Origin of the sequence: Mucilaginibacter polytrichastri (genome assembly GCF_001911425.1) — a bacterium.
In the GTDB taxonomy this organism is placed as follows: Bacteria; Bacteroidota; Bacteroidia; order Sphingobacteriales; family Sphingobacteriaceae; genus Mucilaginibacter; species Mucilaginibacter polytrichastri.
The window spans coordinates 2,244,300-2,259,479 of record NZ_MPPL01000001.1 but is presented as its reverse complement, the minus strand read 5'-3'; the positions used below and the strand labels follow the sequence as shown (position 1 = coordinate 2,259,479).

The following is a 15,180-nucleotide window of genomic DNA, read 5'->3' as shown; positions in this document are numbered from 1 at the left end:
TTAACCATTTAAAGCCAGCTATTATGAACCTTTCTATTATAAATGCAATACCCGCATACTTTATAAAAGCAGTTTGTACCACACTGATCCATTCGTTATGGCAGGGTTTGCTGCTGGCCGCATTGGCCGGGCTAATTATTGTATGCACCCGTAAACATGCCCCTGCACGCCGTTATAATTTATTGATAGCTGCACTGCTATTGTTTACCTGCACGGTGGCTTATACGTTTGTACATCAATTGCAACTGGAGGAGGTTAATAGTGCTTTAATAATTAACGGCCGGCATATGGTTAGCAATACACCTGTTAATAATGTCGCTCAGTTTGTGTTACCACAAGCTGCTGTAACCGTAACCGACCACCACTTTTTAAGCTTTTTAAACAGCCACTCTTATACTATTGTATTGGTGTGGTTTTTAATTGTATTTGCCCGCAGTTTGCAACTGATGACCGGTTTGCACGGCCTTTATCACCTGCGCCGTAAAAGCATATTTGCTGTAGATGAAGCCTGGGAAAACCGGGTGAGGGAACTTGCCGTTAAACTTGGTATTAAACAAATGGTAAGCATTGCAGAATCGGGCATGGCTAAGGTGCCTATGGTAATCGGGCACTTAAAGCCGTTGATCCTGATCCCTGTTGGGTTAATGACCGCCCTTTCAACTGCCGAGATTGAAGCGATACTGGTGCATGAGCTGGCCCACGTGCGGCGCAGGGATTACCTGGTAAACCTGCTGGTTAATATTATGGAAATTGTATTCTTTTTTAACCCGGCTGTGCTTTGGATCTCATCATTAATTAAAACAGAACGCGAAAACTGCTGCGATGATATTGCCGTAGCGCAAACCAGTAGCAAGGTAAACTACATCAGGGCGCTGGTATCATGCCAGGAGTATCAGTTATCGGCACCTGCTTATGCTATGGCTTTTAGCGGGCATAAAAACCACTTAATGGGCAGGGTTAAACGAATGGTATCTAATAATAACCAATCGTTAAACGTGATGGAAAAATCATTACTGGCCCTATGCCTGGTAACCGCAGGTTTAGTAACAACCGCTTTTACCAATGCAGCGCAAATAAATAAGCTGGTGGTAACGGCATCTAAAGCGGTAGTGCATGCGGGTAATGCCATTAAAAAGGAAATTGCGCCCCGGGAAGAAATAGCGGCAACGCCGGTGCCTGTAGTAACTACCATTGTTAAATCTGTAACCGAAGTGGTGTCGCCAACGCCGCCTGTAGAAAAGGATACCGTAAAAACCAAAGTGAAAGTATATGAGCCTGACCAGGTTATTGAGCATAAAGAACTCACCATTCAGAATGGTAATATAACCACGCATCTTATTAAAGAAAACGGCGTTTTATATCAAATAAATATAAAAGGTAAAGCCATAAGCTCGGTGCAAATTAATGGCGCAACATTAGCGCCAGATCAGTATGCTACTTATATGCCGTTAATTAATGCAGTAATGCAAAGAAATGCTACGCCACAAATACAACCCATACAAGAAATAACGCCAATAAAAGAGCCCATACAGCAAATTATCCCGATTAAAGAATCTATACAGCCTATTGAGCCAATTAGTCCCATTGAAATTAAATCAGATTTAAGATTAAGTCTCGACAAACAAACGTTGGGTAAGCTTGATGACGCTAATCAAAAAATACTTAGCTCAAACAATAAAATACAGTTGGCGGTACAACAAACAAAACTTGCTAATCAGCAGGCACAAACAGCATCCCTGGCTAAATATGATGCTGACAAATTAGCTTCAGAAAAACCATACGATCCTAAAATAGAAGAAAACAATAGGAATAAACTGACTAAAGAGTTAATCCAGGAGGGTATTATTCAAAAGCAAGCCGACCTGACTTCCTTTAAATTAAGCGATACCGAGTTTATTGTAAATGGCAAAAAAATACCTGACGGTGTTTACCAGAAGTTTAGAAAAGAATTTGTGAAAATGCCTGATGACGGCAGGAAAAGAAGCTGGTCATGGATGTATAATTATAACACTACCACAGACGTCACTGTAAAATAACAAATATAACATAGTTAAAAATTAACTCATAAATACTGAGCCGGGATAGCTACGCCCTTAAAGTTCGTAAACACATCAACATTTAACCTAAAATAATTTCCCTTATGAAACTAAAAATTGCGGCTTTAATAGCCACATGGATAACTATTGCATCAACTTTTGCCTTTGCCCAAACGGGTATCAAAATCAGCGGTAAAATTACCGGTAGCGATAGCAGGTCGATGGATGGCGCTACAGTATACCTGCTCCGATCGGCAGACTCGGTATTGGTTAAAACAGCTTTGGCTGATGCAGGCGGTGTGTATCAGTTAGCGGGTATTAAAAAGGGAGATTACAGGTTAAGTGTAACCATGATGGGGTATCAGAAATATAAAGGCGATGTAATTAAGGTTGACGAACATGATATTGCCATTCCTGCAATTATGCTTCAGCAAAGCGGAACCACGCTGAAAGAAGTAACCATCAGCAGCCAAAAACCATTAGTTGAGCACCTGATTGACCGTACCGTGGTTAACCCCGATGCGCTGATTAGCAATGCAGGCTCAACGGCTATAAATGTACTGGAAAAATCGCCGGGCGTTGTTGTAGACCAGAACGGCGCCATTAGCCTGCAAGGAAAAAACAATGTAAAGATCTTTATCGATGGAAAGCCAACCTACCTTTCTGGCACAGATCTGGAAAATTACCTGCGTTCGCTGCCCTCGTCAAGCATAGATCAAATAGAACTGATGACCAACCCGCCTGCTAAGTATGATGCAGCAGGTAATGGGGGAGTGATTAACATTCGAACTAAACGCGGCAAGGCTAAGGGATTTAATGGCGGCGTTAATTTAAGTTATTCGCAGGGGCATTATGCCAAAACCAATAATAGCTTCAACTTCAACTATCGCGATAACAAGTTTAATATGTTTGGTAACCTGGGCTTCAGTACCTCAAACAACTATAACGATCTGGATATTAACCGCCATTTTGTGGATGATAATAATCAGCCGGTTTCTAACTTTTTGCAAAACTCATTTATCCGCCGCAAATCGCAAAGCTATACTACCAAAATAGGGCTCGATTACTATGCCTCAGATAAAACCACTTTGGGCATCGTGTTTACAGGTTTAAGTAATCCGGGTACCGAACGTGTACTCAATAGCAGCAAATTTATGGATGCCTCAAATGTACTCGATTCTACTATTATAGCCCATAATGCACAAGATCGTAAGTTTAAAAATGGCGGTATCAACCTTAATTATCGCCACGAGTATGACAAAAAAGGAAGGGAATTAACTGTTGATGCAGATTACCTGAATTACACCTCTGGAAACGCGCAAACCTTCAATAATTTCAGCTACCTGCCAAACGGCACACTGGCAGATAATGATATGCTAACCGGTAGCTTACCAGCTAATATCCATATTTATTCGGCCAAGGCAGATTATACGCAGCCGCTTAATAATGGTATTAAGCTGTCTGTTGGCGGTAAAACAAGCTATACCAAAACAGATAACGTTGCCGATTATTTTTATACCACAAACAATGTTACCGCGCCCGATTATGATAAGACCAATCATTTTATTTACAAGGAAACCATTAATGCAGGGTACATTAATGCCACTAAAGATTTTAAAAGAATTTCACTGCAGGCCGGTTTACGTTTTGAGAATACAATTTCTGACGGAAACCAATTGGGTAACGTGCAGAAACCAGATTCGACCTTTAAGCGCAATTATAATGGGCTGTTCCCAACATTTTACATACAGTACAAACTGGATAGTGCAGGCAAGCAAACACTCGGTTTAACTTACGGCCGTAGGATAGACCGCCCTTATTATCAGGATTTGAACCCTTTTATATCGCCACTGGATAAATTTACCTATTACACCGGGAACCCTTTTCTAAAACCCTCTTACACAAACAGTATCGATTTAACCCACACCTATAAAAACATAATTACCACATTAGAGTACAGCAAAACGCGCAACGATGTGGATGAAACGATAGAAATTATTGACGGCATTTATTACAGCCGCCCCGGCAACCTGGGTACTACTACCGTAAAAGCTGCCTCGGTTTATGCTACGTTCGATTTTTATAAGTGGCTTAACTTTAATGTTTTCACTAACGTGGTAAATATCCACACAGTAAGTGATTTCTACACCGGGATATTAAATACCAAGGGGACTTATTTTTCAGTGAGGCCAACCTTTCAATTCAAATTCAACAACGGCTGGGTATGGCAGTTGGACGGCTCATACCAAAGTAAGGTTACCAGTGCGCAGTTTATTGCAGGGCAACGCGGTAAAGTAAACACCGGCGTATCTAAAAAGCTATCGGGTAGTACAACGCTTAAACTAGTTGTTAATGACATTTTTCATAGTATGGTAAATAGCGGCATTATTAATAACCTGGCCAATACCCGTGCCGATTACCATAATGTAAGCGATACACGTACGGCTGTATTATCCCTAAGTTACCGTTTTGGCAAGGCAATCTCAGACCAGCGTAAGCACAATGCCAACGGTGCCGAAAGCGAACAAAGCAGGGTGAAGAATTAACAGGCATGTGATGCTATTGCTATTAAAAAGCAGAAACTTATTCATCGTTTATTAGTATTATAAATACGACAGCACTTTTTAGGGCTATTAATCAAACAAAGCTTTATCGCATACCAACTGCCGATCTGGCCAATGGTTTATTGTCTGATGCAACACTGTCTGTTAAAGTGCAAATGGTAGCCGAAACCGGCATATGCCACGGTATGATAGCTGATGCTAAAGGCAATATTTACCTCAGCGATTCGCCCGACCATGCCATACAGTATGTTACGCCCGATGGTAAAGTACACTTCCTGGTTAAAGATGAACGACTGATATGGCCGGATTATTTTGGTATCGGGAAGGATGGTTATCTGTACTTTAGCTGTTCGCAAATGAACCGTTTGCCTAAGTATAACAATGGGGAAGATAAGGTTGAATATCCTTTCAGGGTTTACAAAGTTAAACTGCCTTAATAATTATCGCACATCATCCGTAAACAGTAACAATATTTATTATTTTTGCTGCATACAATATTGTTTAAAAGTACGTTTAGAGGGGAGTTAAACCCCAGTAAAAAAGGGTCCAAATGAGGTCAAATGTTAAAATGTGTGAAATCATATATTTTAACCAATTAAATGACTTTAATTTGGGCTAAATTTCGCAGATGAAAATAAAATATACCCTTCTACTTGTTTTTTGTGCATTTCTGATCCAAAGCTGTAAAAAAGACGGCGTTACAGCATCCACTACAACTACAGCGCCCATTTCGGCTTTTCAGGCTTACATTGATGGCACACTTTGGGCTCCTAAAGATACCCTGAGTGCAGTAGTTACTTACAACCCAACCACCAAAACCAGGGTGTTAACCTGTAGTGCAACACATGCGCAAGAGCAGGTTACCATGGCCATAACCAACACAAATTCTGCCGCCGGCAATAATTTTCCGATAGGTACCTATACATCAAATGCTACGTTTGATTATAGCACCCTGCAAAAGAACTCAAGCGGTGCATATGTGTATACCCCATTTGGTACCACTAAAAATGGTTCTCAGCAAATTATTATTGCATCTATTGATACTGTTAAAAAGACTTTAACAGGCACATTCAATTTTGTTTCCAGCAATACTATTTATGATAACAGTGGCAATGTGGTATCTATCAGTGTTGCACAGATAGCAACCGGGCAGTTAACCACCTTGCCTTATACATACAAAGCGGTAACCAACTAAGCAAAAATATTTTCATCAGAAAAGCTGAGGTGATCAAATTACGGTTTGATTTCTTCGGCTTTTTTGTTTTTGAGGATTTTGAAATTTCTTGTTCAAGATGCATTACTTAATTGGTAGCGTGAACCAGAAGGTACTGCCTTTTCCCAATTCGCTATTTACACCAATTTCGCCTCCATGGCGTTTTATAATCTCGGCGCTGATATACAATCCTAACCCCAGGCCAGAAAATTGCGTTCCGCTATGGTCTGCGCGATAGTAGCGGTCAAACAGATGAGGGATTTTTTCGGGTAAAATTCCAGGGCCGTTATCCTTCACAGAAATTTTTATATGATCAACCAATTTTTGAGCCGAGATAGCTATCTCTGTCGAATTTGGCGCATACTTTACAGCATTATTTAAAAAGTTTACCACAACCTGATCTATACGTTGCTCATCTGCATAGATCTGTAAGTTTAAATCGCCTTGTAGATCTATGCGATGCGTGCCTGTAGTGCGCAAATGATGGGAACTGCTGTTGATCATGTCGCTAATAAAAAATTCCTTTTTACGTAGTTGCAGTTGGCCGTGCGTAATGCGATTTACGTTTAGCAAATCATTAATTAAGTTATTTAACCGCTCCAGGCTTCTGCCAGACTGTTCAATTAATTTGGTTAATATCAGGGGAGAAGGGTTGTCCTTCATTCGGCCCAATAGTTGTATGGATGCTTTAAGGCTGGTTACCGGTGTTTTTAACTCGTGGCTCGCAATACTGATGAAATCGTCTTTTTGCTGAATCGTTTTTCTGCGAGCGGTTACATCTGTGAAGGTAACAACGCCACCATTTAATTTACCGTTAAAATCTATAAGAGGGGCTGCGTTAATAGATACATATACACGCTCTTTATCAGGAAATTGGATTGAAATTTCCTGGTCGTAAATTGCCTTTTGGGTAGCCAGCATAATAGCCATCGGATGGTCTTGATCCAATAATGGCGAACCATCTATATGTAAGTTTTGCCATTTAGGATTATCTGCCGAGAACAAGCCGGTTTCTCCTTCTCTAATACCAAAAATAGTCTGTGCCATGGGGTTGGCGTAAATCAGTTTACCATCGGTTTCAACAATACCCACACCCTCGGCCATGGTATCTAATATACTTTGCAGGCGTTGCTGGTTTCCACGCAGGTTTTCTTCTATTATAGTTTTTTGCTCAATGTTGAGTTCGAGTTCACGGGTACGTTCTTTAACAGTATTTTCGAGGTTGGCATTTAAGTTATGGGCTATTTCTTGCGCTTCTTCCAGCTCTGCATTCTGTTGCTCTAACAGCTGCTGCGTTTCTTTTTGCTCTGTTAAATCTGTAATGATAACGCTTAGCGACAAGCCTTCTTCCAGGTCGAGTGTTTTTAAAGAAAGCAAAGCTGGAATTTTATGGGCGTTATTGGTTAAAAGGGATAGTTCACCTTTGGTATTACCCTTCCATGCTTTTGTTATCAGCGATTCGCATTCTTCCTGGCAATCTTCAGAAATAAATTTAAAGAAAGATTTACCGGTAACCTTCTCAAGCGGTAAGTTAATTAGTTGTGCAAATTGCGAATTGCTGTATAATATTTGTCCTGTTTCGTTAAGGGTAACCGCACCTTCAGTCATCTGCTCAATAAAGATCCGGTAGGTTTGGTCAGCGTTTTTTAGGGTGTATAACTGGTGGCCGTCGCCGTCGTTAACAATTAAAGCATCAACTTCACCAGTTCTAATGGCTTCGATGGTGTCTGTCGCCTCCTCTAAACGATAGCGCATTTCCTCCATTTCGAGCTGCAAAACTTTCAGCTCATTTAAAAGATCCTGGTATGATTTTGTATTCTCCAAAATACAACGGATTTACAATAAACCAAGGCCGCGAAGTACCTTGTTTGTGTCAGACATATCCCCAACCAACCTTCGCACCGGGCTGGGGGCTTTTTTTACTAATACAGGTATTGCCGATATATCTTCGCTTGTTGCTAATAAAGGCTGCTGGTAAACGTCAATAATTTCCAGTTCGTACCTACCTTTTAAATGCTGTTCTAAAATAACATGGAGGTTATTAATTGCTCTTACAGATGTGGGGGAGGTGCCGGTTACAAACAATCGCAGTTCGTAAATCTCATCTTCTGTGGTATCCCAATTAATAGCATCGCGCTTATTTGACATGTTAATTTTTTCGTTACACTATTTTTTTTGCGCGGATATCCAAGCCTACCAATACTTTTTCTTCGTTGGATAGATCACCTATTATTTTACGTACCGGTTCTGGTACTTTTTTAACAAGGGTAGGTATGGCCAATATCTGGTCGCCTTCTGCCAACTGTGGGTGCAGTAGCAGATCGATTACCTCAATGCTATATTGGCCCTTCAAATGTTCTTCACAATATTTTTTAAGATTATTTAGTGCAGTTACAGATTTTACTGTTTTACCTGCTACGTATAATCTTAGTTCGTATGCTTTGCCCACTATTTTTTACTTTTTTTATTTTTACTTTTAATCGTGCCTAATTCTTTACCTCTTAAAGTGGTAAGTTTCTCACGGTTTTGTTCCATTACGTCTTTTTTAATCGCCTCTTCTATATAAGATTTGTTCAATTCAGCCTCGGTCGACTCAAATTCCGATTTAAGACTGTCTATTTTCGATTCCAGTATTTTACGTCTCCGCAGTAACTCGCTGTCTTTAACACCTATGGCATGGCTATGTAAAACATGTCCTGTTTCTTCGAGCAGCATTTGCGCCTCGCGGGCAGAGCCGGTAAGTATACCATCCGGCCCTATGTAAACATCGATCAGATTTAGCCCTTCATCAGAAATTAAAAATTCCCGTACCTGGTTAGAGTGCTTCATTCCGCGCGATTTCATAATATATAAACCACGGTTACGCTCGCCGTTCATCTCAATATCTCTAATCAATAGCCACGCATCAACCAATGATGATACCCCTTCATCTGTTTGTTCGTTTACAACTGTGTTTAAAGACAAGGCTGTAAACATTACCGTAATTTGCTCGTCCTGTAAAAAGTCTATCAACCTAACCAGCATCGATTTTACCTCACTTACAGAACCAACTGTAATTAAGTTAGTTATCGGGTCTAAAATAACTACTTTAGGTTTAAATTTCTTAATTGCTTTATGCATAGCAACCAAGTGCATCTCTAAACCATACAAAGTTGGGCGTGATGCATAAAATTGCAACAGTCCGGTATCAACATGGTTTTGCAAATCTATACCAATAGAGCGCATATTGCGTATAATTTGGGTAGGAGACTCTTCGAACGCAAAGAATAAACTTTTTTCGCCGCGTGCGCAGGCCTCATTACAAAAACTGGCTGCTATACTGGTTTTACCGGTACCTGCCGTGCCCGAAACTAAAATGCTGCTGCCACGGAAGAAGCCTCCTTTGCTCAGCATCTTATCAAGCGCAGGTATGCCCGACGAAAACCTGTCTGATGAAACTGGTTTATCTAATTTTAACGATGTTACCGGCAATACAGATATTCCTTCTTCATCAATTAAAAAAGGATACTCATTGGTACCATGGGTTGTGCCGCGGTATTTTACAACACGTAACCGGCGGGTTGATATCTGGTCGATAATACGATGATCCAAGAGTATAACACAATCAGACACATATTCTTCTAATCCCTGGCGGGTTAGTGTTTTTTCACCTCTCTCGCCGGTAATAATTGCGGTAACCCCCTTATTCTTTAACCATTGAAATAGCCTGCGAAGTTCGGCACGTAATATCGCCAGGTTGGTAAGCCCCGAAAATAGATTTTCGATAGTGTCTAATACAACGCGCTTGGCACCAATGCTATCAATGGCGTAATTTAAACGAATAAATAAACCTTCGAGATCGTACTCGCCGGTTTCTTCAATTTCGCTTCGGTCTACGTGTATATAATCAATTTTAATTTTATTTTTCTGCTGAAGTTCATTAAGATCAAACCCTAATGAGGCTACGTTAGTAGCCAGCTCATCTGCTTTTTCTTCAAAGGCTATAAAAACGCCGGGTTCATTAAATTCTAAAGCACCCCTCACAATAAATTCTAGCGACATTAAGGTTTTTCCACAACCGGCACTACCGCATATTAAAGTCGGTCTGCCGGTTGGCAGGCCGCCCATTGTAATTTCATCTAATCCGGTAATACCTGTTAGTGTTTTAGTAAGCTCGTGTAATGGCTGCTTGGGGGTTAATAGGGTTTTTTTAGAGGGCATAATCAATATGATGAAATTACTAATGTAATTTAGTAATTAATTTTATTACTAATTAAACTTTGTGCTTGTTTGTGGAGTGTATTATTTATAACGACTGATAGGTTAATAAACTAAAAAGCGGTTAAAGTGTTTTTTAAAATTACTCCATATTAAACCATCACCATACTTATTACATTAAACTGATTTGATTATGGGTTGTTGCCTATACATTTGATTTACAATTTACCAACTGATATGAAATACAGAAATTTTGGAAATGGAGAAAAGCTTTCGGCCATAGGCCTGGGCTGCATGAGCATGAGCCATGCTTATGGCGTGCCTGATGATAAAGAATCAATTGCAACCTTAAATTATGCCCTTGACCTGGGTATTAACTTTTGGGATACAGCCGATGTTTATGGCAGCGGTAAAAATGAAGAACTGATCTCGAATGTATTGGTACCCAACCGCGATAAAATATTTATTGCCACCAAGTTTGGCTTTACCCAGCGCGAAGGTAGTAACGGCAGCAATATGGTGTTCGATGGTTCTCCTGCTTACATGAAAACAGCGGTAGAAGCCAGCTTGAAGCGGTTGAAGACAGATGTAATTGATTTATACTACGCACACCGCATTGATCCCAACGTACCGGTTGAAGAAATGGTTGGTGCCATGGGCGAACTGGTGAAAGAAGGCAAAATACGTTATTTGGGCCTGTCGGAGGCTTCGGCAAATTCTATCCGTAAAGCACATGCTATACACCCTATTAGTGCGGTACAAAGCGAGTATTCGTTGTTAACTAGAGATGTAGAAGAGAGCGTTTTGCCAACTTGCAAAGAGCTGGGTATAGCCTTTGTGCCCTTTAGCCCCTTAGCGCGGGGATTAATGACCAATACCTTAAACTTAAGTACTTTGGCGGATAATGATTTCCGTAAAAAATTACCCCGTTATCAGGAAGAATATCAGGATAATAACCAAAAGCTGGCCCAGGGCTTTGCCGATCTGGCCGCGAGTATTGGCTGCAGCCCTGCTCAATTAGCTTTGGCCTGGATTCTGAAACAGGGCGATAATATTATCCCGATACCCGGCACTAAGAAGCGCGACAAACTGAAAGATAATTCGGGCGCACCGGATATCGAATTATCAACAGGTAATCTTTCACAGATAGACGAGCTGCTGGCTAAATATCCAAACACCGGAGCACGCTATGATGAATCTGCTTTTAAGATGGTAGACAATAGCTAAACATAGCTGCTAACTGCATTAAACATTGCCGCTAACTGCACAAAGGGTATTACTTAAATGAGTAATACCCTTTGTGATTTAAAAATACAATTGACCTTGAAATGATACTTATGTAGTGTTTGAATTACGTAACTTTGAATATGGCAGGTACAGAATCACTCGAAGAATTTTATCAGCATAAGCAAAAATGGATGCCAGACAATATTCAGAAGGAGATTGGGCACTTTAATGTTTTCAGGATGGAGGACTGTATTGGCCCTAATCCGGCTAATGGCCATGTTAGCTACAGCCGCAGGAGTTATTATAAAATAACGATGATGCGGGGCAACAGTATATGCCACTATGCAGATAAGAGTATCGATGTATCTGGTACTACATTGATGTTTTTTAATTCGATGGTACCTTATGCCTGGGAAAACTTAACGGATGACAGAACGGGTTTCTTCTGCATTTTTACCGAAGATTTTTTTACTGATAAAATACGTGGTGGCTTAAATGAGCTACCCATGTATCAATTAGGTAATAGTCCTTTTTATTCACTAAATGCTGAGCAGGAAGCTTATGTGTCAGGAGTTTTTACTAAAATGATGACCGAAATTGAGTCTGATTACATTTATAAATATGATCTGTTACGTAACTATGTAACAGACATTATTCATTATGCCCTAAAAACAAAGCCGGCCGAAACAGCTTGTCGTTATACCGATGCTAAATCGCGTATTACTGCCGTGTTTACCGAACTACTGGAACGCCAGTTTCCGATAGAAACACCTTCTCAGCGTTTCTCCATGCGTTCGGCCAATGATTTTGCCAGCCAGTTATCGGTGCATGTAAATCACCTCAACAGGGCTATTCGCGAAACCACAGGGCAAACCACAACAGACCGCATCTCCGAGCGTTTATTAAGCGAAGCCAAATCGCTGCTAAGGCATACCGACTGGAATATCTCTGAAATTGCCTATTCGCTTGGCTTCGAAGAACCTACCCATTTCAATAATTTTTTCAAAAAGAAAACCACTTTAACGCCAAGCTCTTTCAGAAATGTTTGAATTTCGTAAGTATCTGTTTGCTTAGCGTAAGCGCTTAGCCCGGGTGCTGCCATAACTTTGTTCTATCAAATGAAAAACACGATGGAACACAAAAAAGTATGGTTTATCACAGGAGCATCTAAGGGATTCGGGTTAAGTATGGTAAGGCAACTGCTAAATGCAGGCCACTACGTTGCTGCAACTTCCCGCAACTTAGATGAGCTGGTTAAAGCTGTAGGGGCCAGGACTGCCAACTTTTTGCCTTTGCAGGTTAACCTAACCGACGAGGATAGCGTATGTAAGGCTATCCATACCACCTATCAAACATTTAAAAGAATTAACGTAGTAATTAACAATGCCGGTTACGGCATTGGCGGCAGCATTGAAGAGTTAACCGACCAGGAAACCCGCCAAAGCTTCGACGTTAATGTTTTTGGTACGCTTAACGTTATACGCAGTGTAATGCCTTACCTGCGCGAGCAAAAATCAGGGCATATCATCAATATTTCATCTATAGCGGGTATTGCCGGTGGTACGGGCTGGTCTATCTATTCGGCTACCAAGTTTGCAGTAATCGGCTTTTCTGAGGTGTTGGCGCAGGATGTTAAGGCTTTCGGCATTAAAGTTACGGTAGTAGCACCGGGTGCATTCCGCACCAGTTTCTTAACACAAGAGTCACTAGTGATGACCAAGAACCCAATCAGTGAGTATGCCGATGTTAGGGAAATGCATTCCCGTTACATCAAAATGGATGGCAACCAGGCCGGCGACCCTGATAAAGCATCTGCGGCTATTATACAAATAGGTCAGGAAGAAAATCCACCATTATACCTTCTGTTGGGTAGCGATGCTTACGACAGGGCAATGAAAAAGCTGGAACTGTTAGACAAGGAGTTTCGTGTGAATGAAGACCTGTCTAAAGCCATGGATTACAATGGCTAATCATTAAAAAGTCTATCAAATTAAAACATATCAACAAAATGGACAATCAAAAAGTATGGTTTGTAACCGGTGCATCAAAAGGTTTAGGCCTGGTGCTGGTGCAAAAACTATTAAGTAAGGGATATAAAGTAGCTGCAACATCACGTAACTTAGCCGACCTGGTAAAAGAGGTGAAACCAGAAGACGAAAGTTTTTTACCACTGGCAGTTGACCTAACCAGTGAAGAAAGCGTGCAAAAAGCTATCGAAACAACGATCAGTACATTTGGTCAGCTGGATGTGGTGGTTAACAATGCCGGTTATGGCATGCTGGGCGGCCTGGAAGAAACTACCGATCAGGAAGCCCGAGATAACTTCGAGGTAAATGTATTCGGCTCATTAAATGTGATCCGTAAGGCACTGCCTTATTTGCGCGAAAAGCAATCGGGACATGTTTTTAACATTTCCTCAATAGCCGGTATTTCGGGTGCATTCCCGGGTTTTGGGATCTATTGCGCCACCAAATTTGCCGTAAATGGTTTATCAGAGTCGTTACACGCCGAGGTAAAACCCTTTGGTATTAAGGTAACTATTGTAGAACCGGGTTATTTCCGCACCAACTTCCTGGCATCAGGTTCATTGGTTACGCCTAAAAATACGATCGATGCTTACCAAAATATTCGCGATTCGCAAAATGCACATCAGAACCAGATCCATGAGCAACAGCCCGGCGACCCTGAAAAAGCTGCGGAAGCTATAATTGAGGTTTCATTAGCAGAAAACCCTCCGCTTAATTTGTTACTTGGCGAAGATGCTTACAACGTAGCCCAAACCAAAATTGACTACCTGCAAAATGATTTAAAAACCTGGAAAGCACTAACCATTTCTACCGGTTTTAATAACTAAAATAACCGCTCCATTGTATAACAAAAGCGCCCTGTGTAATAATGGGGCGCTTTTGTGTTTTATATTGGTTGATAAGGTGATTATGTACAGTTCGGCCTGGTACTTACAGATTTAACTGCCAAAGTAATAGCCGAAATTATAACTCACTGCCCTGGGTGTACAGGTTTATGGAGGCCTGGCTAAAGTGCCGGAGTAAATTAGTGAAGTAAAATTGACTAAGGCCTACACGGGCATTGGGAAGGGCTGCAAACCCAGTGAAATGCTTCGGTAGAAGAAACCAGCAGTGAGAAGGCTGCAGTGTATAAAAGTAGATACGAGGCATCCATTAAAGTAGACAAAAATTGCCTGGGTTCTTATGTTTTTTTATGGGGACAAAAACAAGAGCGCACACCAACCTGGTATGGTTTATTTACAGAAAATGGCGAGTCGGCGAATTAGTTGATGTGATGCAGCACTGATCTTAAAACCGGTGGCGACCACGAATCGAGGCCAGAGCCGGTAACTGGTTTGATAGGCGACGCCAATACAGATCATGCAATTATAAAATCGCCTGAAAAGGAGGGGGCATACCGTTTATTTTTGTATGTAATGGATGGGTACAATCCTGTTGCTACCGCAAATATTCTATTTTATGTAAGGCCATAGCAATTTCATGTAAAAATGTTTAATACGTTGCTTTAAATGAGTATTTTACAATTAATACCATTGCCTCTAGAATTGTAAAAATTAGCTTTATTTTATCGATTTAATAATTATTGTGTCATTTTATCCGCATTAATTGTTAATCCTATAATTCCATACACAATTTGTCGGCATAGTTGTTGTTATTATAATACAGCAGGTAAAACTGCATTCAATATTACCAATTATCAATAACCATATGAAAGATCAAGAGCATGTTAAAGGCAACGCCAGTGTACAGGGTGGTTCAACATCAGACCGTAACTTTAACGATCTGAAAGAAGCCAATGAACAAAGAGGTGGGAACAACGGAGACGGACAACGCTCTGACCAGGCATGGAACCGCAATAGTGTTCACAAACCTAAGCGTAGAATGTTATAGACATTAAGCCCCCTAAAAAAAGGGGG

The 15,180-nt window shown here is 40.8% G+C and carries 14 protein-coding genes; 10 read left to right on the top strand and 4 right to left on the bottom strand.

Features of this window, described 5'->3' with window-relative positions:
* Positions 1 to 23 precede the first annotated feature (23 nt).
* The 4 genes from RG47T_RS09775 (at position 24) to RG47T_RS09760 (ending at position 5,795) form a co-directional block, all read left to right on the top strand.
* Positions 24 to 2,036: a M56 family metallopeptidase gene (locus RG47T_RS09775; RefSeq protein WP_074489246.1), complete on the top strand. Its 2,013-nt coding sequence runs from the start codon at positions 24 to 26 to the stop codon at positions 2,034 to 2,036.
* A gap of 104 nt (positions 2,037 to 2,140) precedes the next feature.
* Complete coding sequence (locus tag RG47T_RS09770; protein WP_074489245.1) at positions 2,141 to 4,582, top strand: TonB-dependent receptor; 2,442 nt, start codon at positions 2,141 to 2,143, stop codon at positions 4,580 to 4,582.
* Between the two features lie 173 nt (positions 4,583 to 4,755).
* Positions 4,756 to 5,037, top strand: a complete 282-nt coding sequence (locus RG47T_RS09765) for an NHL repeat-containing protein (protein WP_074489244.1) — start codon at positions 4,756 to 4,758, stop codon at positions 5,035 to 5,037.
* 191 nt (positions 5,038 to 5,228) lie between these two features.
* Positions 5,229 to 5,795: a hypothetical protein gene (locus RG47T_RS09760; RefSeq protein ID WP_074489243.1), complete on the top strand. Its 567-nt coding sequence runs from the start codon at positions 5,229 to 5,231 to the stop codon at positions 5,793 to 5,795.
* 102 nt (positions 5,796 to 5,897) lie between these two features.
* Here the strand turns inward: RG47T_RS09760 and RG47T_RS09755 are convergent, their stop codons facing one another.
* From RG47T_RS09755 to kaiC, 4 genes are read right to left on the bottom strand one after another with little or no spacing between them, the layout of a single operon-like run.
* Positions 5,898 to 7,637, bottom strand: coding sequence for an ATP-binding protein (locus tag RG47T_RS09755; RefSeq protein ID WP_074489242.1), 1,740 nt, complete (start codon positions 7,635 to 7,637; stop codon positions 5,898 to 5,900).
* Between the two features lie 12 nt (positions 7,638 to 7,649).
* On the bottom strand, positions 7,650 to 7,961 hold the full coding sequence (locus tag RG47T_RS09750) for a circadian clock KaiB family protein (protein ID WP_074489241.1): 312 nt from the start codon (positions 7,959 to 7,961) through the stop codon (positions 7,650 to 7,652).
* 13 nt (positions 7,962 to 7,974) lie between these two features.
* On the bottom strand, positions 7,975 to 8,262 hold the full coding sequence (gene kaiB, locus RG47T_RS09745) for a circadian clock protein KaiB (RefSeq protein WP_216351033.1): 288 nt from the start codon (positions 8,260 to 8,262) through the stop codon (positions 7,975 to 7,977).
* The gene (kaiC, locus tag RG47T_RS09740; RefSeq protein ID WP_074489239.1) at positions 8,262 to 10,013 is read right to left on the bottom strand and encodes a circadian clock protein KaiC; all 1,752 of its coding nucleotides are present in this window, start codon (positions 10,011 to 10,013) and stop codon (positions 8,262 to 8,264) included. The genes kaiB and kaiC overlap by 1 nt, the downstream gene beginning before the upstream one ends.
* A 234-nt stretch (positions 10,014 to 10,247) precedes the next feature.
* Between kaiC and RG47T_RS09735 the strand changes: the two genes are divergently transcribed.
* The 6 genes from RG47T_RS09735 (at position 10,248) to RG47T_RS09715 (ending at position 15,154) form a co-directional block, all read left to right on the top strand.
* Positions 10,248 to 11,237 carry an aldo/keto reductase gene (locus tag RG47T_RS09735; RefSeq protein ID WP_074489238.1) on the top strand — a complete coding sequence of 330 codons (990 nt, stop codon included), beginning with the start codon at positions 10,248 to 10,250 and terminating at the stop codon, positions 11,235 to 11,237.
* 140 nt (positions 11,238 to 11,377) lie between these two features.
* On the top strand, positions 11,378 to 12,286 hold the full coding sequence (locus RG47T_RS27155) for a helix-turn-helix domain-containing protein (protein ID WP_074489237.1): 909 nt from the start codon (positions 11,378 to 11,380) through the stop codon (positions 12,284 to 12,286).
* Between the two features lie 81 nt (positions 12,287 to 12,367).
* Complete coding sequence (locus tag RG47T_RS09725; RefSeq protein WP_074489236.1) at positions 12,368 to 13,207, top strand: SDR family NAD(P)-dependent oxidoreductase; 840 nt, start codon at positions 12,368 to 12,370, stop codon at positions 13,205 to 13,207.
* A 38-nt stretch (positions 13,208 to 13,245) separates the two neighbouring features.
* Positions 13,246 to 14,091, top strand: coding sequence for an oxidoreductase (locus RG47T_RS09720; protein ID WP_074489235.1), 846 nt, complete (start codon positions 13,246 to 13,248; stop codon positions 14,089 to 14,091).
* Between the two features lie 297 nt (positions 14,092 to 14,388).
* Positions 14,389 to 14,529, top strand: a complete 141-nt coding sequence (locus RG47T_RS26060) for a hypothetical protein (protein ID WP_171972507.1) — start codon at positions 14,389 to 14,391, stop codon at positions 14,527 to 14,529.
* Between the two features lie 442 nt (positions 14,530 to 14,971).
* On the top strand, positions 14,972 to 15,154 hold the full coding sequence (locus tag RG47T_RS09715; protein WP_074489234.1) for a hypothetical protein: 183 nt from the start codon (positions 14,972 to 14,974) through the stop codon (positions 15,152 to 15,154).
* Positions 15,155 to 15,180 lie beyond the last annotated feature (26 nt).